This is a genomic window from Lysobacter capsici (assembly GCF_014779555.2).
GTDB classification, from domain to species: Bacteria; Pseudomonadota; Gammaproteobacteria; order Xanthomonadales; family Xanthomonadaceae; genus Lysobacter; species Lysobacter capsici.
Genome location: NZ_CP094357.1, coordinates 1252784 through 1273277, shown reverse-complemented (window position 1 = coordinate 1273277; position 20494 = coordinate 1252784). Strand labels below are relative to the sequence as shown.

Annotated in this window: 16 protein-coding genes and 1 riboswitch; of the genes, 10 read left to right on the top strand and 6 right to left on the bottom strand. The window is 67.6% G+C overall.

Going from position 1 to position 20494, the window contains the following annotated elements; all coding sequences use genetic code 11:
• Positions 1 to 58: 58 nt before the first annotated feature.
• From IEQ11_RS05195 to IEQ11_RS05175, 5 genes are all read right to left on the bottom strand, one after another.
• Positions 59 to 1048 carry a DUF6607 family protein gene (locus tag IEQ11_RS05195; protein ID WP_191823011.1) on the bottom strand — a complete coding sequence of 330 codons (990 nt, stop codon included), beginning with the start codon at positions 1046 to 1048 and terminating at the stop codon, positions 59 to 61.
• Between the two features lie 56 nt (positions 1049 to 1104).
• A complete protein-coding gene (locus IEQ11_RS05190; protein WP_191823012.1) occupies positions 1105 to 1683 on the bottom strand; it encodes a Hemin transport protein in 579 nt (192 codons plus the stop codon).
• A 2-nt stretch (positions 1684 to 1685) separates the two neighbouring features.
• Positions 1686 to 3986, bottom strand: a complete 2301-nt coding sequence (locus IEQ11_RS05185; RefSeq protein ID WP_191823013.1) for a TonB-dependent hemoglobin/transferrin/lactoferrin family receptor — start codon at positions 3984 to 3986, stop codon at positions 1686 to 1688.
• Between the two features lie 348 nt (positions 3987 to 4334).
• Positions 4335 to 4583 carry a hemin uptake protein HemP gene (locus tag IEQ11_RS25935; protein WP_051547880.1) on the bottom strand — a complete coding sequence of 83 codons (249 nt, stop codon included), beginning with the start codon at positions 4581 to 4583 and terminating at the stop codon, positions 4335 to 4337.
• 118 nt (positions 4584 to 4701) lie between these two features.
• Positions 4702 to 5697 carry an aldo/keto reductase gene (locus tag IEQ11_RS05175; RefSeq protein WP_191823014.1) on the bottom strand — a complete coding sequence of 332 codons (996 nt, stop codon included), beginning with the start codon at positions 5695 to 5697 and terminating at the stop codon, positions 4702 to 4704.
• Positions 5698 to 5773: 76 nt separating this feature from the next.
• On the opposite strand from IEQ11_RS05175, the gene IEQ11_RS05170 reads away from it, so the two are divergent.
• The 10 genes from IEQ11_RS05170 to dusB all read left to right on the top strand — a co-directional run bounded on the left by IEQ11_RS05170 (position 5774) and on the right by dusB (position 19631).
• The gene (locus tag IEQ11_RS05170; RefSeq protein ID WP_191823015.1) at positions 5774 to 6718 is read left to right on the top strand and encodes a hypothetical protein; all 945 of its coding nucleotides are present in this window, start codon (positions 5774 to 5776) and stop codon (positions 6716 to 6718) included.
• A 1391-nt stretch (positions 6719 to 8109) separates the two neighbouring features.
• A riboswitch (yybP-ykoY riboswitch) is annotated at positions 8110 to 8208 on the top strand.
• Positions 8209 to 8350: 142 nt separating this feature from the next.
• Positions 8351 to 8941: a TMEM165/GDT1 family protein gene (locus IEQ11_RS05165; protein ID WP_046655659.1), complete on the top strand. Its 591-nt coding sequence runs from the start codon at positions 8351 to 8353 to the stop codon at positions 8939 to 8941.
• Positions 8942 to 9147: 206 nt separating this feature from the next.
• Positions 9148 to 10263 (top strand): GGDEF domain-containing protein, encoded by a 1116-nt coding sequence (locus IEQ11_RS05160; protein ID WP_160329609.1) that lies wholly within the window; start codon positions 9148 to 9150, stop codon positions 10261 to 10263.
• A gap of 193 nt (positions 10264 to 10456) precedes the next feature.
• Positions 10457 to 11755 carry a NupC/NupG family nucleoside CNT transporter gene (locus tag IEQ11_RS05155; protein WP_191822717.1) on the top strand — a complete coding sequence of 433 codons (1299 nt, stop codon included), beginning with the start codon at positions 10457 to 10459 and terminating at the stop codon, positions 11753 to 11755.
• A gap of 4 nt (positions 11756 to 11759) precedes the next feature.
• Positions 11760 to 12740, top strand: coding sequence for a ribokinase (locus tag IEQ11_RS05150; protein WP_191822718.1), 981 nt, complete (start codon positions 11760 to 11762; stop codon positions 12738 to 12740).
• 334 nt (positions 12741 to 13074) lie between these two features.
• Positions 13075 to 15201 (top strand): TonB-dependent receptor, encoded by a 2127-nt coding sequence (locus IEQ11_RS05145; protein WP_191822719.1) that lies wholly within the window; start codon positions 13075 to 13077, stop codon positions 15199 to 15201.
• Positions 15202 to 15240: 39 nt separating this feature from the next.
• On the top strand, positions 15241 to 16359 hold the full coding sequence (locus IEQ11_RS05140; protein WP_191822720.1) for a PepSY-associated TM helix domain-containing protein: 1119 nt from the start codon (positions 15241 to 15243) through the stop codon (positions 16357 to 16359).
• 500 nt (positions 16360 to 16859) lie between these two features.
• A complete protein-coding gene (locus IEQ11_RS05135; protein WP_228464820.1) occupies positions 16860 to 17942 on the top strand; it encodes an alpha/beta hydrolase in 1083 nt (360 codons plus the stop codon).
• Between the two features lie 125 nt (positions 17943 to 18067).
• On the top strand, positions 18068 to 18406 hold the full coding sequence (locus tag IEQ11_RS05130) for a YegP family protein (RefSeq protein ID WP_036106938.1): 339 nt from the start codon (positions 18068 to 18070) through the stop codon (positions 18404 to 18406).
• Between the two features lie 226 nt (positions 18407 to 18632).
• A complete protein-coding gene (gene dusB / locus IEQ11_RS05125) occupies positions 18633 to 19631 on the top strand; it encodes a tRNA dihydrouridine synthase DusB (RefSeq protein WP_191822721.1) in 999 nt (332 codons plus the stop codon).
• 203 nt (positions 19632 to 19834) lie between these two features.
• Here the strand turns inward: dusB and IEQ11_RS05120 are convergent, their stop codons facing one another.
• Positions 19835 to 20326, bottom strand: a complete 492-nt coding sequence (locus tag IEQ11_RS05120) for a PEGA domain-containing protein (protein ID WP_046655646.1) — start codon at positions 20324 to 20326, stop codon at positions 19835 to 19837.
• Positions 20327 to 20494 lie beyond the last annotated feature (168 nt).

Here is a 20494-nt window from a genome sequence, read left to right as displayed (position 1 = left end):
ACTCAACCGCGGCGACGATCGCCACAATCGGCCTGCGCCGCGCGACAACCACCGCGACTCACTTCGCCGGCGGCGACTGCCCCGGACCGGCCGTGTCGACCGGCGCCTTGACCACCCACTTGGCGAACACCGCGTCGATCTCCTTGTCCGCCACCGGCTTGCCTTCTTCCAGCTTGCCGGCCTGCTCAAACAAGGGAATGATCATCGCCATCCCGTCGACCTTGGTCTTGAGCCGCACGCCCGGCGCCTGGTCCAGGTACACGTTCCAGTGCGCGCGCACCTTGGCCCAGTAGTCCTTGGTCGCGGCCCAGTATTTGTACGCCGGCTTGAAGTCGACGTCCTGGGTCTTGACGTAATCGTTGAAGCCGAACTCGCGCGCCAGCTCTTGCTGGGTGCCGTCGGGCTTGCGCAGCACCTTGGTGTTGTACTGCTCGTGGGTCCAGCCGTTCGGGGTCAGGGTGTGGCGGTTGATCGCCGCGACCGCGTTGTAGTCGCTGCGCTTGGTGTACTCGCGCCGCGGCAGCGGACGCCAGCTCGGATCGCTGGTCCAGGTGGCGACGTTGTTGCGGTAATCCCAGCGCCCGGTGCCGCAGTAGCGCGGCGCGTCGCTGACCTCGTACACGCACTGGGTCCAGGCGCCGCGATTGAGCTCGGCCGGGATCGTGCGCACGTGCCAGGTCTGGTCGGCGCTGAATTCGAAACGCCGCGGCGCCTCGAACACCCAGTCCTGACGCCAGTGCTTGGTGACGTGGCCGCTCTTGCCGTCGACCAGGATGTGCTGCAGGACGATCCGGCGCGGGCTGTCCTCGACCACGATCACGGTCTCGTTGCCGCCGCTGCGCATCGCCGGCGCGCGTTCGTAGTTCGGCTTGAGCAGCACGGTTTCGTCGAAGGCGAAATCGACGATGTACTCGCCCTGCATGGCCAGGATCGAAGCGCGGTCGCGCTCGGTCGACGCGGCGTCGTTGACGGGAGACAGGGCCAGCGCAATCGGGCTGACGCACAGACAAAGGGCCAGCACGCTGGCGCGGGTTACGGGTTGGGTCATGGCTGAACTCGATGCTTCTCGATTGACTATATAAAAGGAAAGGATGGGAGCGGGCGTCAGGCGAATTGCGCCGGTCGCGCCTCGTCGCTCAGGCGCGAAGCCATGCAGCAGCACACGTGGGCCTGGGCCTGCAGGCGCGCGCCTTCGCCGATGGCGATGCGGCGCGCATGCGCTTGTCCCAGCGGCGACAGCTCGGCGGTGTCGGCAACGAGGATGCAATGCCCGGCGTCGTCGCGCAGGACGTGCAGGCGCAGCACTTCGGCCTGCCAGCGCCCGCGCAGGCGACGCAGCCAGCGCCGACGCAGCCCGGCCCAGGCGCCGCCGCGCGCATCCGCGCCGCGATACATCGGCAACTTCGCCGCGGCGTCATCCCAGGCCAGGAAATCGCTGTCGGGCAGCAGGTACAGTCGCCAGCACACGCGGCCGGCTGCGTTGCGGAACACCAGCGCTTCGCACGAAGACTCGCCGTCGAGGCGGGTCATGCGTTCGGCGCTGGCCGCCTGCAGCCAGCCGTCGAGCGCGTCGCGATGCCGGCGCGGGTACACGCACAACACCGTCGCGACCGCGGCCAGCCGTTCCGGCGCCGGCAGGCCGGCGCGTTCGGGCGGGTTCGTGATCGACGACGGCGCGCGCATGCTTACCAGCTCACCGACACGCTGGCGCCGACATTGCGGCCCGGCGCGCTGTAGCGGTCGATCACGGTGCTGGTCGCGGCGATGCCCGGCAGGTCGCCGGCATCCCAATAGGTCTTGTCGCCGAGGTTGAACACGCCGACGTTGAGCTTGGCGCCCGGCGCGAAATTCCAATGCGCGAGCAGATCGAGCACGCCGTAACCCGGCGCGGCGAACCGGTTCGGCGCCGGCAAATCGTGCTTGCGCTTGGCGAAACGGCCGGCCAGTTCCACGCCCCATCCGTCGCGGTCGTAGGCCAGGCCTAGGGTCGCGGTCAACGGCGCGATCGATTCCAGCGGACGATCGGCGGTCTTGTCCTCGCCCTTGCTGTACGCCGCCGCGCCGCGCAGCGACCAACCGGCCCAGGCCGGCGAGAATTCGCCGAAGTCGACGCCGCCGCGCAGTTCGACGCCGCGGATACGCGCCTTGGCCACGTTCTGCGACTGGAACACGATCAACGGGGTCTGCGGCGGCGCGCTGACCTGACGGTTGGACTCGATGAAGTCCTTATAGTCGTTGTAGTACGCCGACAGCTGCGCATACACGGCCTGGCCGCTGAAGCGCAGGCCCAGTTCGTAACCGTCGCTGGTTTCCGGCTTGAGGTTCGGATTGGGAATCGCGGTGTAGCCGAACTGCAGATTGGTGAAGCCCAGGTTGACGTCGCTGTACGGCGGCGCGCGGAAACCGCGCTGGTAGCCGCCGTACACCGACCATTGCTGCGCGAAATGCCAGACCGCGCCGAGCTTGGGCGACACGCTGGTCTTGCTCAGGTCGCTGATGACCACGCCGGGATTGTCGGTGGTGAAGATCGCATCGCGTTGCGGACGCAATTCGTAACGGTCCACGCGCACCGCCGGCACCAGCCGGAACTGGCCGTCGGCGAACTGGATTTCGTCCTGCACGAACACGCCGGCGCTCTGGGTCTTGCTGACCGGGAAATCGCGCACCGGGAAGGTGTCGGGCGAGATCACATTCGTGCTCGCGCCGGTGGTCAGATTGATCGCGCGGCCGTCGCGCTTCTGGCGAAACTCGGTGTTTTCGTATTCAAAACCGTAGGTCAGGGTGTGCTCGACCGAACCGGTGGCGAAGCCCTTGTGCGCGGTGGCCTCGGCGCCGTACACGCGCTGGTCGAAGTTGAATTCGCGCAGGCGCAGGGTCGGGCTGATCTCGCGGCCGCCGACCACGCTCACGCGTTGCTCGCGGGTGCGCTGGGTGGTCTCGCTGTCCTGGCGGTAGATCTGCCAGCGCAGCGAATCGGCGAAGGTGCTGTCCAGCGAATCGATTTCATGCGCGAACGCGACGCGGGCGCGGGTCTGATGGTCGTTGCCGGTCTGCGACAGCACCCGCACCGCCGGCGCGCCCGGCGCCGACAGCGCGGTGCCGCGCGCGGTGAACACGTCGGTGTCGGTCTGGTCTTCGCTGCCTTCGACGGTCAAACGGAAACGCTGGTTGTCGCTGGGCGCGTACACCAGTTTGGTCAGCAGGCTGCGGCCGTCGTTGTCCTGCGGGTTGGGCGTGGTGCGGCTGGCGTCGAGGGTATTGCGCTTGCCCTGGTTCTCGGTTTCCTGGCCCTGGTGGTGATTGACCACGACCAGGCCCGACCAGCGCTCGCCGCCGAACGCCGCGGTGGCGCCGCCGTACAGGCCGTCGTTCTGGCTTTCCACGCCGAGCTTGAGGCCGAAATAAGTGTTGGCGCCGTCCTTGAGGTAGTCCTCCGGATCCTTGGTCACGAACGAGACCACGCCGCCGAGCGCATCGGAGCCGTGCAGCGCGCTGCTCGGGCCGCGCACGACCTCGACTTCCTTGACCGTGTCCAGATCGACGAAATTGCGTCCGGCGTTGGAGAAGCTGCCGATGCTGAAACTGTCGGAGACCGAGATGCCGTCGACCAGCACGCGCACGCGATTGCCGCCCAGGCCGCGGATGCGGATGTCGCCCAGGCCGAAGCGCTCGCGATTGGAGCCCACGACGATGCCGGGTTCGTAGCGGAACAGGTCCTTGATGTTGCGGGTGAGTTCGTTGTCCATGCGCTCGCGGTCGATCGCGCTGACCGTGGCCGGCACGTCCTGCACCGCGCGCTCGGTGCGGGTGGCGCTGACCACCACGCGCTGGAGTTCGTTGACGTCGGCGCCGTCGGGCGCGGGCGCGTCGGCGGCGAGCGCGGCGGCCGGCAGCGCGAGCAGCAACGCCAGGGCCAGCGCGGAACGCGCCGGGACGACAACGGGAAAAACGCGCGCAGGCGCGGCAACACTAAGGACGCGGGACATGCAGTCGGACTCGGTTGTATGGGGTTTGAACCGAGGCGGGCTGGCGTCCGATGCAACGGCTTCGTTGCAGGACCGGGCTGGCAGCCTGGGAGAGAGAGGGTGCTGGCGGGTCGGCGGACCGACGCACCGCGCCGCGTCGCATCCCTGGGCGGGATGGGGACGCGGTGCGGCGGTGACGCGGGCGATGGGGCTCGCTTGCAGCGTGGGGCTCAGCGGCTCGGGGTCGGTGGATGCGCTTGCGGCTTGGGACAGTTAGGGTCCGGGGCCTTCGGCGGTCGGGTCGAACTCGGGCTTGGGGTGTGGATGTTGCTGAGCGGTGCTTGGCTGGTTGCTCGCCGGATCGCGGGGTTACTTGGTCAGGATCAGCTTGTCGTTACGGGTATGGCGCAGGCGATAAACCTCGCCGCCGTGACGGATCAGCACTTCGCGCGCGCCGCGCAGCAGCGCGGTGCTTTCGACCAGGACGCCCTGGGCGGCGGCGACCACGGCCGAGGCCATGGCGGTGGGCGCGGAGGCATCGACGGCGGGGGTCGCGACGGCGGACAGGGAACGATCCGTGCGGGGTTTCAGCTGCAGCACCGGGTTGCGCAGAGACATGGCGGTGACTCGTTCGGGGGTGGGCTCCCGAATGATGATAATGATTCTCATTTGCCAGTCAACACGCAAACACACAAATCTGCGACTGCAGTCATGCACAAGGCGTCCAGCGCCCTGTTCAGGCGAAGGCGTTCTCGACCCGCTGCCAGCCGGCCTCGTCGATCTTCTCCACCAACTCCAACGCCTGCAGGTTCTGCAGCAGTTGTTCGCCGCGGCTGGCGCCGAGGATCACGCTGGACACATGCGGGTTGCGCAGGCACCAGGCGATCGCCAACGGCGCCTGTTCGACCCCGAGCTCGCGCGCCACCGCGCCGAACGCGGCCACCCGCTCGATCCGGCGCTGATCGGCGCTGCCGACCGCGATCCGGCGCAGCCAGTCCTTGTCGGCATGCTCCAGCCGGCCGCGCTCGGCCCCGTCCTTGCCGTCGCCGTGCGCCGACAGCGCGCCGTACTTGCCGGTCAGCAGGCCCGAAGCCAACGGCGACCAGATCGTGGTGCCCAGCCCCAGCTCGGCGTACAACGGCGCGTATTCGAGTTCGACCCGATCGCGGTGCAGCAGGTTGTACTGCGGCTGTTCCATGCTCGGCGCATGCAGATGGCTGGCGCGCGCGATCTTGTGCGCCTCGCGGATCAAGCCGGCCGGCCACTCCGAGGTGCCCCAGTACAGCACCTTGCCCTGGCGGATCAGCGCATCCATCGCCCACACGGTTTCCTCGATCGGCGTGTCCGGATCGGGACGATGGCAGTAGTACAGATCGAGATGATCGACACGCAGCCGGCGCAGCGCATCGTGGCAGGCTTCGGTGATGTGTTTGCGCGACAAGCCCTTCTGGGTCGGACCCGGCTCCTCGACCGAGCCGAAGAAGACCTTGCTGGACACGCAGTAACCGTCGCGCGGCAAGCGCAGCTCGGCGATGACCTCGCCCATCACCCGCTCGGCCTCGCCGTTGGCATACCCTTCGGCGTTGTCGAAAAAGTTGATGCCGTGATCCCACGCCGCGGCGATCAGTTCGCGCGCGGTGTCGCGGCCGATCTGCGCACCGAACGTAACCCAGGCGCCGAACGAGAGCGCCGATAGCTGGAGGCCGGATGAACCCAGGCGACGGTATTGCATGGACACACTCCCATCGGACCATTGACTGCACGCATGCTACGCCGATGAGCCTTAAGACCAAGGGCGGGATACCCCGATGGCGGTGAAAACGCGCGACCTGATCGTGAGCCTGATCGCGATCGCCGTGGCCCTGCTGGGCTGGCAGCTGTGGCGTTTGCGCGCGCCCGCGCCGGCCACGCCGGCGCCCGCGGCGATCGGCCACGACGGCGCGCCCACGCCAACGCAACCGACCGCATCGGCAAAAGGCGCGGATGCGCCGAGCAAGATCGAGCCGATCCGCTCGAACTATCGCAATCCCCAGTTGGCCGAACTCAAGAGCCGCGCCGACGCCGGCGACAGCCGCGCCTCGTGCCAGCTCGGCATGGAACTGCTGCGCTGCACCGACGTATCCCCGGCCGAACAGGTGCTGGCCGCGGCCGAAGAGAATTCGCGTCCCGACCTGCCGCCGGAACAGCGCGCCTACATGACCAAGCTGGAGGGCCGCGCGCGCCAGATGATCAACGAATGCCGCAACGCGCCGGCCGATTCGTGGAAACAGGGCAACCACTACCTACGCCAAGCCGCACTGGCCGGCGAACCTGAGGCCATGTACCGCTACGCGCGCGGCGATTCGGTCCTGGTCGACTACACCCATCTGAACTCGCCCGAGTTCGATCGCTGGCGCGCCGAGGCCGGCAACATGCTGCAGTTGTCGTTCGAGGCCGGCTATCTGCCGTCGTTGTTCGATCTGATGGTCGGCTACAGCGACAACTCGTCGCCGCTGACCGGTCTGATCGCGAACGACCCGACCAAGGCGCGGGCGATGCGCCTGTTGATTTCGCGCCTGGCCGGCAAACCGGCGGACCGGCCCGAGTCGCGCTACGCGAGCCTGGAACCGGCCGCGACGGCGTTGGCGTCGCAGTGGCAGCGCGACTATTTTCCGACGGTGAAGCCGCCGTTGCAGAAGCTGCCACGGTTGATGCCGGCGGGGTTCGCTTCGTTGTATGCCGATGAGAACAACGAACCGGCGTGTACGCAGTGAGTTGATCGCTGGTAGCGACAGTTTCGCCGGGCCGTCGGCGTAGACGACACCCATCGTCGCCATTGAAGCCAGTCTTGCATCGGCATCGGCATTTACGCTGGCGCCGGCATTCGTATTGGTTTCGGCCTTTGCCTTGCTTTGGCTTGGCTTGAGCCTGAAGCCGCGCAGTTCATCCAGCGCTGCGAAGCGACTGACTAGCGAGAACAAAAGTACACCCGAAGGGCGGCGCACATGGATGTGCGCCGTGCGCCACCGAGACAGGATGTCTCGTGTGGCGCATGCCCGCGTCAGCAACGCACGTGCGGGCCTTTGATTCAAAGAAAAGCGTTTTTCTTTGGTTACCTTTCTTTTGTCGCTTTTGACAAAAGAAAGTAACTCGGCCGCTTGCGGACGAAAGCTGTTGATCTTGCCTTTGGCTTCAAAAGCTCTAGAGCTTCAAAGCTGCAAGCAGGATCAAAAGCGTTCCGCCGCTGAAGCGGCGGGTCACTTTCTTTTGTCTAAAGCAACAAAAGAAAGGTAACCAAAGAAAAATGCTTTTTTGTGAATCAAGTGCCCGCGCGATCGGTGCTTCTGCAGGCATGCGCCACACGGGACATCCTGTCCCGGTGGCGCACGGCGCACATCCATGTGCGCCGCCCTTCGGGTGTGCTTTTGCTCTCGCGAGTTCCGAGCTTCGCAGCGCTGGATGAACTGCGCAGCTTCAGGCACAAGCCGAAGCCACATGGCCTACCTGTAGGAGCGGCGCAAGCCGCGACCACGGAAATACAGCTACGACGTAGGTCGCGAAGTAGTCGTCATGGCGCGGTCGCGGCTTGCGCCGCTCCTACAGGGGCTGCGATGTCGCCACTAACGCGAGTTACAAGCGTCGCAGCGCTGGATGAACTGCGCGGCTTCAGGCACAAGCCGAAGCCACATGGCCTATCTGTAGGAGCGGCGCAAGCCGCGACCGCGGAAATACAGCCACGACGTAGATCGCGATGCTGTCGTCATGGCGCGGTCGCGGCTTGTGACCGAAGGAAATCCAGTAGGACGCCGCTCCTACAGGGGCTGCGATGTCGCCACGTCGCCTCGTGGTTCAACAATGCACGGCGTGCGTCCATAGGCGCGCGGCGCACGTCCATGCGCGTCGTCCTTCGGCAGTGCTTGGCCAACGCGCGTTACAATCTACGCATCGGCGAGGAACCAGACGCCAATGCCGCGCTCTCCAAACCATATCCGGCAAAGTCAAAACCCCGATGGCTACGCCACATCGGCCACCATCGAAACCTCGCGCCCCCGCTACACGCCAACCAAAGCGCCAACCAAAGCGCCAACCAAAGCGCCAACCAAAGCGAAAGCTTCTCATTTGCTGCGCCGCCTGCCGAATGCCGCTACAATCCGCCCACTTTCCTCCTCCGGGGAGTAGCCCACCCGCGCACCGACCAGGTTCGCGGGGGCATGCGTCAACACACTTGGCCCACAGGCCATGGCGCATGTACGGCAGCCAGCGTGCGATCGAACCACGGCCCCAGGCCAGGCGACGACCACGCAGCGACCACGGGCAAGACCGAAGGCAGGCGTTGCGTGCAACCCGGGTCGGGCCACGTGGCGTCCGCCTTCGCGTCCACGCGAATGCCCGACCCTGGAGTTGTCATGGATCTGTCCTACCTGCCGGCCTCGGTCGTCACCACCGCGGTGTCGACCGGCACCGTCGCGCTCGCCGAAATCGGCGACAAGACCCAGTTGCTCGCCCTGCTGCTCGCCGCGCGCTTCCGCAAGCCTTGGCCGATCATCGCCGGCATCCTCGTGGCCACCTTGCTCAACCACGCCCTCGCCGCTTGGTTCGGCACCCTGGTCGCGCAGTGGCTCAAACCCGAGATCCTGCGCTGGGTGGTCGCCGCGAGCTTCTTCGCCGTCGCGCTGTGGACCCTCAAGCCCGACCAGTTGGACGAGGCAGAAACCAAGTTCTCCGCGCGCGGCGCCTTCATCGCCACCACCATCGCGTTCTTCTTCGCCGAGATCGGCGACAAGACCCAGGTCGCGACCGTGCTGCTGGCGACCCGCTACGAGCCGCTGTGGGCGGTGATCTTCGGCACCACCATCGGCATGCTGCTGGCCAATGTGCCGGTCGCCCTGCTCGGCAGCCGCTTCGCCGATCGCCTGCCGCTGAAGACCGCGCGCTACGTGGCCGCGGCGGTGTTCGCGGTGCTGGCGCTGTGGGTGGCGGTGCGCGGCATCGGCTGATCGCCGGCCGGTTCGCGCCACCCGCGTCCGGCCGAGACGGCGCCGTCGTCGCCTGGCGGCGGCCACCGGCACGGATCGAACGGTCCGATCCTCGGTGCCCGGACGATTCGCCGGCACGTTCGCCCGCGCGCGGTCGCGCTATGCTCGCCGCGGGCCGCGCTTGGCCGTAAACGGGAACCGGGATGTACCAAGGCGTGGGCGGTCGGATGCGCAGCGTGATCGTGGCGCTGCTGTTGCGGCCGGACGAAATCATGCTCGAGATCGGCGCCGGCGGCGAACTGCTGGTGGCGCGCCTGCGCGCGGTGCTCGCGGCGATGCTGCTGCTGTTGCCGCTGCTCAACGCGATCGGCGGCGGCAGCGTCAAGGAAACCATGATCGGCCTGGGCGGCGCGATCTTCGTCAATGTGTTCTCGCAACTGGCGCTGGCGCTGGCGCGGCGGCAGCGCCGCTACCGCTGGCTGCCGTTCTGCACCGCCGGGTTCGACGTTACCGCGACCACCCTGGTGCTGGCGATGCTGGCCGCGCAGCACCTGCCGGCCGGACTCAACAGCCTGATCGTGTGGTGCGGCTATCTGCTGGCGATCCTGTTGACCGCGCTGCGCAGCGACGGCCGGGTGACCTTGTTCGCCGGCACGCTCGCGCTGGTCCAGTACGGTTTGCTGGTGCTGTGGGTGTTCGCCACCGCCGGCTCGCCCGAGGACCTGATGTCCAGCGATTACGGCGCGGTCACCGTCGGCAGCCAGACCCAGCGTCTGGTGCTGCTGGCGATGATGACCGTGGCGACCTCGATGATCGTCTACCGGATGCAGCGCCTGATCGAGATGTCCGGCACCGACGGCCTGACCCGGCTGCCGAACCGGACCTGGCTGACCCATCGCATTCCGCGCCTGTTCGACGCGGTGCGCCGCGACGGCGGCAGCCTGACCCTGGCGCTGATCGACCTGGACCACTTCAAGCGCATCAACGACGATTACGGCCATCGCCTCGGCGACCGCAGCCTGCGCCACCTGGTCACGGTGCTGCGCGAGCAGTCCGAGCCCAGCGAATGGCTGGTGCGGCTGAGCGGCGGCGAGTTCCTGCTGGTGATGCGCAAGCCGCTGGGCACCGCGTTCGAGGAAGTCGACGCGATCCGGCGCGCGGTCGCCGAGCGCCCGTTCGAACCCGGCCGCGGCGCCGAGCCGCTGTGGCTGAGTTTCAGCGCCGGCCTGGTCACCTTCCCGCAGGAGGGCGGCGACCTGTCGCGGCTGCTGCGGCGGGCCGACCTGCGCCTGCAGCGGGCCAAGCAATCCGGGCGCAACCGGGTGGTGGCGCGGGATCTGTAGGCCGCCGCGGCCCGCAATAACCGCCGCGATCACCGCCGCCGCGTCCATACAAAAAACCGCCCGAGCGTCTTTTCAACGCTTAAAACGCGTTTGCGCTGCGCCGCGGCTTGCCGCTGAGGCGGCCAGCCTCTAGTCTGCGCCGACTAATTAGACGTCAAAAAGCCGCCGGTGCCCCGGCGCCGGGGAGAGTTGAGTGGAATCGATTTCGCGCGTGGCCTTCGGCCTGTTCGGTTTGGCGGTGCTCGTAGGCATTGCGTGGGTGTTCTCGGTCAAGCGTCGCGCGGTCGACTGGAAACTGGTCTGTATCGGCATCTCGCTGCAGATCGCCTTCGCCGCGGTGGTGCTGCTGGTGCCCGGCGGCAAGGACGTGTTCGACTCGATCGGCAAGGGCTTCGTCCACGTGCTCGAATTCGTCGGCGCCGGCTCGAAGTTCATCTTCGGCGACCTGATGGACGTCAGCAAATTCGGCTTCATCTTCGCCTTCCAGGTGCTGCCGACGATCATCTTCTTCTCGGCCCTGATGGGCGTGCTGTACCACTTGGGCGTGATGCAGGCGATCGTGCGCGCGATGGCCTGGGCGATCACCAAGGTCATGCGCGTGTCCGGCGCGGAGACCACCAGCGTGTGCGCCAGCGTGTTCATCGGCCAGACCGAGGCGCCGCTGACCGTGCGCCCGTACATTTCGAAGATGACCGAGTCCGAGCTGATCACGATGATGATCGGCGGCATGGCCCATATCGCCGGCGGCGTGCTCGCGGCCTATGTCGGCATGCTCGGCGCCGGCGACCCGGTCCAGCAGGCGTTCTACGCCAAGCATCTGCTGGCCGCCTCGATCATGGCCGCGCCGGCGACCCTGGTGATCGCCAAGATCCTCGTACCCGAGACCGGCGAGCCGCTGACCCGCGGCACGGTCAAGATGGAAATCGAGAAGACCACCGCCAACATCATCGACGCGGCCGCGGCCGGCGCCGGCGACGGCCTGCGCCTGGCGCTGAACATCGGCGCGATGCTGCTGGCCTTCATCGCCCTGATCGCGCTGGTCAACGCGCCGCTGACCTGGCTGGGCGAGCAGACCGGCCTGGCCGCCGCGCTCGGCCGTCCGACCGACCTGTCGACCCTGCTCGGCTTCGTGCTGGCGCCGATCGCCTGGGTCATCGGCACCCCGTGGGGCGATGCGACCGTGGTCGGCGGCTTGATCGGCGAGAAGGTCGTGCTCAACGAATTCGTCGCGTACACGCACCTGGCCGACATCGTCAACAACAAGGTCGCGGGCATCCAGCTCAGCGAGGAAGGCCGCCTGATCGCGACCTACGCGCTGTGCGGCTTCGCCAACTTCAGCTCGATCGCGATCCAGATCGGCGGCATCGGCGGGCTGGCCCCGGAACGTCGCCAGGACCTGGCGCGGTTCGGCCTGCGCGCGGTGCTCGGCGGTTCGATCGCCACCTTCATGACCGCGACCATCGCGGGCGTACTGACCCACTTCGCCGCTTAAGTTCATGACCGATCCGCATAACGGCCACGTCGTCGTGGTCGGCTCGTTCAACGTCGATCACGTGTGGGCGCTGCCGGTGCTGCCGCGTCCCGGCGAGACTCTCGCCGGCACCTACCACACCGGCCCCGGCGGCAAGGGCTTCAACCAGGCCACCGCGGCGGCGCGCGCCGGTGCGCGGACCGCGTTCGTGTGCGCGCTGGGCGACGACGCCGGCGGCCAGTGGGCGCGTGCGCTCGCGAGCGCCGACGGCATCGATCTGCGCGACCTGCGCAGCGACGCGCCGACCGGCACCGCCGGCATCTATGTCGACGCCGACGGCCGCAACAGCATCGTGATCGGCCCGGGCGCGAACGCGGAGCTGTCGCCTGCGTTCATCGACGAACACCGCGCGGCGATCGGTGCCGCGAACGTGGTGCTGACCCAGCTGGAAACGCCGGTCGAATCGGCCGCCGCCGCGTTCGCGCTGGCGCGCGCGGCCGGCGCGCTGACCTTGCTCAATCCGGCCCCGGCCGATGCCGTCGTCAGCGCGCAGCTGTGGGCGCTGAGCGATGCGATCACGCCGAACGAAACCGAGTTCTGCGCGCAACTGCGCCGGCAGACCGGGACCGAACTCGACCCCGATACCCTGGCCGCGCTGGACGATGCGCAGTTGCACGCGCATTGCCGCGCGCTGTTGCCGCACGGCAGCGTGATCGTGACCCTCGGCAAATCCGGCTGCTTCGTCTCGCACGCCGACGGCGCGCTGCGCGGCGATGCCCAGGCCTGCTACCGGGTCGCGGCCGCGGCGGTGCGGGCCGTCGACACCACCGGCGCGGGCGATGCGTTCAACGGCGCCCTGGCCGCGTCGCTGGCGCGCGCGGGCGAGCGGCCCTTCGGCGAGCACGTCGCCTATGCCAACCGCTATGCCGGTCTGTCGACCGAGCGCGCGGGCGCGGCGGCGGCGATGCCCAACGACGCCGACTTGCGGGCGCGCTTTCCTTCCTAAGCCCCTCTCCCGCTTGCGGGGTGAGCGGACGCCGCTTGCGAGGCATCGGCTCGCGCGTCCGTGAACGCCCAAACGCTGTGCGTTTGGGGCGGGGTGGGGTTGGGAGAGGGCAACCAGCGGCCGAAGCCCCTCATCCGGTCCTTCGGACCACCTTCTCCCGCATGCGGGAGAAGGATTCGGGCGGTTTGCGCCTGGTTCTCCGCCCCCGCGTATTGCCTGCCCCCGGCCCTGCCCGGCTCCCAGCACGCCCGCCACTTACCCTCCTGGCCTTTAAATTGAGAATGGTTCGCATTAGCATGCCAACCCTGTCGCAGTTTTCAGGTCCCCGCCCCCAATGCCCCGCCTTACGCTCCTCGCCAGCGCCCTGCTGGCCGCGCTCGCCGTGCCCGTCGCCCAGGCCGCCGAGGCCGATGCCAAAGACATCGACCGCGTCACCGTCTCGGCCAGCACCAGCCGCACGCCCAATTCCGAGGCCGCGCTGGCCAATACGATCACGGTGATCGACCGCGAACAGCTCGACCAGCAGCTCGCGGTGACCCAGGACATCTCGCAGGTGCTGGCCAACCTGATCCCCTCGTTCTCGCCCTCGCGGCAGAAGCTGACCAACGGCGGCGAAACCCTGCGCGGACGCAAGCCGCTGTACCTGGTCGACGGCGTGCCGCAGTCCACTCCGTTGCGCGAAGGCGGCCGCGACGGCCACACCGTCGATCCGGCGATGATCGAACGCATCGAAGTCATCCACGGCGCCAACGCGCTGCAGGGCCTGGGCGCGTCGGGCGGCATCATCAACATCATCACCAAGCGCGCGCCGCGCCAGGACGGCGAGACCTTCCAGGACCTCAGCATCGGCGCCAGCACCGCGTTGCCGAGCCAGAGCGACGGCACCGGCTATCGCGCGTCCTATCTGTTCGGCACCCGCCGCGGCGCGTTCGACTTCGTCGGCGGCGCGTCCTATGCCAGCGAGGGCCTGTACTTTGATGGCAACGGCGATGCGATCGCGGTCAACGACATCCAGGGCGACCTGATGGACGCGCGCACGCATAACTTCTTCGCCAAGGCCGGCTGGAACATCGACGATCGCCGCCGCCTGCAGCTCACCGCCAACCGCTACGAACTGCAGGGCAACAACGACTACATCACCGTCAACGGCGACATCCGCACCGGCAAGCTGGCGACCTCCGCGCGCGGCAGCCGCGAAGGCGAAGGCGCGCGCAACCGCTCGACCTCGCTGGTGCTGGATTACACCGACAAGCAACTGGCCGGCGGTTTCTTCAACGCGCAGTTGTTCTGGGTCGACTTCAAGGGCCTGTACGGCGCCACCGACTGGGAAGACTTCTGGCGCGACGGCCGCGACCTGCACTGGTGGGACCAGTCGCAGAACGTGTCGGAGAAGACCGGCGGCAAGTTCAGCTGGTCGCGCGACAACCTGTTCGACCAGCGCCTGCGGGTGACCGGCGGCCTGGACTGGAACCGCGACAAGACCTATCAGGAACTGGTGGTCTCCGGCCACAAGTGGGTGCCGCAAACCCAGTACGAATCGTGGTCGCCGTTCGTGCAGGCCGAGTGGTGGGTCGCCGACAAGGTGATGCTGACCGCGGGCGTGCGGCATGAGCGCGGCACGCTGAAAGTCGGCGATTTCACCACCATCCCGGCCAACGCCGGCGGCAGCCGCTTCGTCGAAGGCGGCTCGCCCAAGACCCGCGAAACCCTGCCCAACTACGGCATCGTGTTCGAAGCCACCGACGCGTTGAAGTTCTACGCTTCGTACTCGGAGGGCTACACCGTCGCCGACATCGGCCGGGTGCTGCGCGGCATCACCACGCCGAACCAGCGCGTCGATCAACTGGTCGATCTGTCGCCGGTGGTGTCGGACAACCGCGAGATCGGCGTGGACTTCGACAACGGCCGCTGGCTCGCGCATCTGGCCGCGTACTGGTCCGATTCCGACCTGGGCTCGCGCCTGGCGTTCGATCGCAACACCCAGAGTTATTTCGTCGTACGCGAGCGCACCGAGATCCGCGGCATCGAAGGCAATGTCGCGTTCCAGTTCTCCGACGCCGGCCGGGTCGGCCTGGGTTATGCGCAAGCCAACGGGCGCTACGACAGCGACGGCGACAACCGCGTCGACAGCGATCTGCCCGGCATCAACATCAGCCCCGACCGCGTCACCGCGTTCTGGGACCAGACCTGGAGCGACACCGTGTCGACCCGCCTGCAGGGCAGCCGCGCGCTCGATCGCGACTTCGACCTGCGCGGCGTGCGCGTGGCCAGCACCGACGGCTACACCACGGTCGACCTGCAGGCGCGCTTCAAGCTGCCGCTGGGCCAGTTGAACCTGGGCGTGGAGAATCTGTTCGACGAGCAGTACATCACCTACTACTCGCAGAGCACGCCGCGCAACGACACCTACGTGTCCGGACGCGGCCGGGTGTTCAGCGCAAGCTGGTCGCATCGTTTCTAAACCGATCGCATCCAAACCGACCGCCGACCACGCCCAGCCATGACCGCCAGCCAGGCCACCGCGAATCCATCACCCCGCACACGCTCGCGATCGCGTGCGCTCCTGCGGTGGCTGCACCTGTGGCTCGGCCTGAGCCTGGGCACCGCGTTCGCGCTGGTGGCCTTGTCGGGCACGGTGCTCGCGTTCCAGCGCGAACTCGCGCTGTGGGCGTACCCGCAACTGCAACGCGACGCCGCGATCACCCCGCAGCAACGCAGCCAGGCGCTGCAACGCATCGTCGGGCAGTGGCAGTCGCAGGGCATGACTTCGCTCGACCTGCCGACGCCGCAACTGCCGGTGTGGCAAGGCTATTTCCCCGACAACGAGCGGCGTTACTTCGATCCGGCCAGCGGCGAACTGCTGCTGACCCGCAACACCGGCAACGACGCGGTGCTGTGGCTGCGCGATCTGCATACGCACCTGTTGTCGGGCAAGACCGGCGAACAGGTGCTCGGCGTGGTCGGCCTCGTCGCGGTGTTCATGCTGCTCAGCGGCCTGTACCTGTGGTGGCCGCGCTGGTCGGCGCTGGCGGCGAGCCTGAAGTGGTATCGCGGGCCGCCGACGCGGCGCTGGCTCAGCTGGCACCGCGGCCTGGGGCTGTGGCTGCTGCCGCTGACCTTGCTCGCGGCGCTGACCGGCACCTCGATGGTCTACGACGAAGTCGCGCGCAACGCATTGCGCGCGGCCTTCGGCGACGGCAAGCCGCCCAAGCCGCCGAAACTCGCCGCCAGCGATCAGCCGGCCGCCTGGGACGCGGTGCTGCGCGCGGCCGACAGCGCGGTCGCGCCGGGCGGCGCCTTGGCCGGCGCGCAGCTGCGCCGCATCGGCCTGCCCAAGTCCGGCAGCGGTCTGGTCTCGATCCGCGCGCGCATGCCGGCCGAATGGCATCCGGTCGGACGCAGCCAGGTGTGGATCGATCCTTATCGCGGCGCGGTGATCGGCGCCCAGGACGCGACCGCGCAGGGCCGCGGTTCGCGCAGCTTCGATGCGATCTATCCGCTGCATGGCGGTTTCGTCGGCGGACGGGTGTGGCAGATCGCCATCGCGCTGACCGGCCTGGTGCCGGCGTTCCTGCTTGTCACCGGCTTCCTGTTCTGGCGGCGCCGGCGCGGACGTTGAGCGGCGACGAGCCGCCGGCGGCGTCGAGGCCAATACCGATACCGCAAGCTCTTTTGTGGGAGGGGCTTCAGCCCCGACGCTTTCCTTTCGGATGAGAAAAGCGCCCCGGACAATGTCGCGATCCGAACCGAAGGCATCGGGACTGAGCCCTCCAGCGCTAGCGCTCTACCTGCATAACACCAGCTTCTTCGATAAATCCGCGACGCCCGCCACCACGTTCATGCGCACCGCCCATGTTCAAGCCGCGCGTGGATCTGCCGGCGCTGTCGGAGCCGGCGCGCTGAGCCTTCCGATCAAGCCTCGCCCCGGGTATGCCCCGGGCGTTGTCGTTCACTGCTTTGCCTTCCAAGGCCACCAGCAACCTGGCGCATCGCGACTACGCGACCGCAGGCTGCGGCCGTTGCAAGATTTGGTTGAGGCAAGCAAAAGAAATCCTCGCTACTCGCGCTTCGGCCGGGGCGCCAGAATCGCAGGCTCCGCCAAACGGGGCTTTCCAGGTCATGGACTCCATCGCACCGCAAGGCCGGCGCGCAGCGTCGTCAATCAGCCGAACCTGCCTGCTGCTCGCGTGCATCCTGGGGTGTTCGAACACGGTTGCGGCAACCGCCGTGGCGCGAGCGCCCGAGGCCGAACCAACCCCGGCAACAGCCTCGGCGAAGCCCTCGCAGACACCCAACGCCTGGGTCCAGGGCATCTGGCAGCCGCCGCACGGCTTGAAGCAAACCGCGATCTGGCCTGACGGCGCGCCGGACATGCAAGGCGTCGTTCAAGGCCCGGAACGAATTGAAATCGCGCAAACACCCGACGCGCTCGAAGGACGCACGTCCGAGGCGGCATGGGACGTCGCCGCTCCGACGATGACCGTGTTTCCACCGAAGGGCGAGAACACCGGCGCAGCGATCGTTGTATTTCCCGGCGGCGGGTTCAAAGCGGTCGTGGTCACCAAGCAAGGCACCGAGATATGCGGATGGATCGCCTCGAAAGGAATCACCTGCATCTTGTCGAAGTACCGCGTTCCCAAAAGCAATCATCATTGGGACAGCCAGTGCAAATGCGCTGTCACGCCCAAGATCCCCCGCGCGCTTCAGGACGCGCAAAGGACCATAAGGCTGGTTCGCGCCAGAGCGGGCGAACTGGGCGTGGATCCGAACAGGATCGGCGCCATGGGCTTCTCGGCGGGCGGCTATCTGGTCGTGCAGACCAGCAATATTTTCGAACCCGCCTACACGCCCGTGGATGCGATCGACACGATCAGCAGTCGCCCGGACTTCGCCATCGCGTTCTATCCCGGCCACCTGTGTCGCTCCGGCGCGAGCCTGGACCCCGGCATACGCGTCAGCCCGCGAACACCGCCCACGTTCCTGCTGCAAGCATGGGATGACCCGGTCGACGAAATCTGCAACAGCACGGTGTATGCGCGCGCGCTCGATGCAGCCGGCGTCCAGGCGGAAGTCCATCTGTTCGCCAAGGGCGGCCATGCCTTCGGTTTGAGGCGCATGGAACACCCTGTCGTCGCGGCGTGGCCTGCGCTGGTCGAGAACTGGCTCGTCGAAATCGGGGTTCTGCGACCGAAAGGCCGTTGAAAGTCACTCAGACCGTTCATTCCTGAAACATCCCCGCCCGACCGGTCCGGCTTCACAAGCACGTTCTATGGACGTGTAACCGGAAGTCACACGTCCGCCACGGGCGGCTCAACGAGGGAACGAACATGTCAGGCAAGTACGTCATCAGCAAGCAGAGCAATGGGCAGTACCACTTCGTGCTCAAGGCCGGCAACGGCGAGACCATTCTGAGCAGCGAGAGCTACACCACTCACGCCTCCGCCTTGAACGGCATCCACTCGGTGCAGACCAACAGCCCGATCGATGCGCGCTACGAGCGCAAGCTGGCGTCCAACAACAAGCCGTATTTCGTGCTGAAAGCCGCCAACCACCAGGTCATCGGCACCAGCGAGCTGTACAACAGCGACGCGGCGCGCGAGAACGGGATCACCTCGGTCAAGCAGAACGGCCCGACCACGACCATCGAAGACAACAGCGGCGGCTGAGCCGATCGATACGGGCCGGCCCTCGGGGGCTGGCCGACCGTGGCCGCGCGTAAGCGTGCGGCCACGATCGCTTGCGCGGGTCCAGGACCGGACCAGACGGCCGCCAGGCCGGTCTGACCCCAATGCCTTGAATTGGCCGCCTCGAAACCAGGCCCGCGGAACCGACGGCCGACCCAGCCCGCGGCCCTTGCCCGGCGGCCACCGCAGCGTGGCTTACAATGCCCCCATGCGCATCGGCCCCCACTCCATCGCCCCGCGCGTGATCCTCGCGCCCATGGCCGGGGTCACCGACAAACCCTTCCGCGTGCTGGCCAAGCGCCTGGGCGCGGGCCTGTGCGTGTCGGAGATGACCACCAGCGACCCGCGCTTCTGGAACACCGCTAAGTCGCGCCACCGCATGGACCACGACGGCGAGCCCGACCCGGTCAGCGTGCAGATCGCCGGCACCGTGCCGCGGATCATGGCCGAGGCCGCGCGCTACAACGTCGACCACGGCGCCCAGCTGATCGACATCAACATGGGCTGCCCGGCCAAGAAGGTCTGCAACGCCTGGGCCGGTTCGGCGCTGATGCGCGACGAAAGCCTGGTCGCGCGCATCGTCGAGGCGGTGGTCAAGGCGGTCGACGTGCCGGTCACGCTCAAGATCCGCACCGGCTGGGACCACGACCAGCGCAATGCGCCCAGCATCGCCCGCATCGCCCAGGACGCCGGCATCGCCTCGCTCGCGGTGCATGGCCGCACCCGCGACCAGCAATACACCGGCCACGCCGAATACGACACCATCGCCGCGATCAAGGCCGAGTTGTCGATCCCGGTGATCGCCAACGGCGACATCGATTCGCCGCGCAAGGCCGCGTTCGTGCTCGCGCATACCGGCTGCGACGCGGTGATGGTCGGCCGCGCCGCGCAGGGGCGGCCGTGGATCTTCCGCGAGATCGCCTATTTCCTCGAACACGGCGAAGAACTGCCGCCGCCGTCGCTGCGCGAGGTGCGCGACATCCTGCTCGGCCATCTCGAGCACCTGCACGCGTTCTACGGCGAAGTCGCCGGCGTGCGCATCGCGCGCAAGCATCTGGGCTGGTACGCGAAGGATCGCCCGGAAAACACCGCATTCCGCGCGGTGGTCAATCGCGCGGATTCGGCCGAGCTGCAATTGCAGCTGACGCGCGATTATTTCGATGCGTTGATCGCGGGCGTGGTGCCGGAGCTGTCGGCGGCGGCTTGAGGGTTGTCGCTTGCGCTCGGAGCGATCGGTTAAAGCGCACGGCGAGCGGGTGCCCGCAAAATTCCGCGGCTCGCGCGAGCCTTGCGATATTTCCCTAGCAAGGGCCTGCGGCGCTAGCAGCCCCATGCCCGGCCGATAAACCATCGCCGGCGTCGAGCGCCATCTCTATCGGCCAGCCTGCGACGCGCGACTCTGCACCGAGTTCAGTGCTTCTTCTGCTTGGCCTTCTGCTGCGCATAGTCGTCCGGCGTCTGCCCGTGCTGGGGCACGAGCGGGAACGCCGGCGCGGTGCAACCGGGCTTTTCCTCCAGCAGCAACACCGCGACCACATTCGGATTCAAGTCCTTGGCCGCGCCGCTGGCCGCGTCCACGCCGGCTCCGATCAGGCCACCGATCAGCATGTTGCCGGCCAGCCCCGCCGCGCCCGCGCCGCCCACCTGGCTGCGGACTTGCGCCAGGGCCTGGCGGTAACCGGGTTTGCACAACTCGACCGCGACCGGGTATTTGCGTTTGAGCTTGAGCGTGCAGGGCGTCGAGCAACGCTCGCCGTTGGACAGCGACACGGTCGCGCCGCCGGGCAGGCTGTCGATGGTCAGCGACTGGGTGGAGCCGCGGGCGAAGGTCGCGCAGCCGGTGCCGGCGAGCGCGAGCAGCGCAGCCGTGGTCAGGCCGAGCCGCGCTAGAAGGTGGTGCATGGTGTACCTCGGATGATCTGACCGGCCGTGCCGCGACGGTTCACCGCCGCGGCGGCATGGCGCGGTGGCGAAGACAGTCCGCCGCAACGGATTATGCAACGGCCGATCGCGCCGATGACGCGATCGCGGCATCGTTCCGCGACGCATCCACTGCATCGCGGCGCGGAT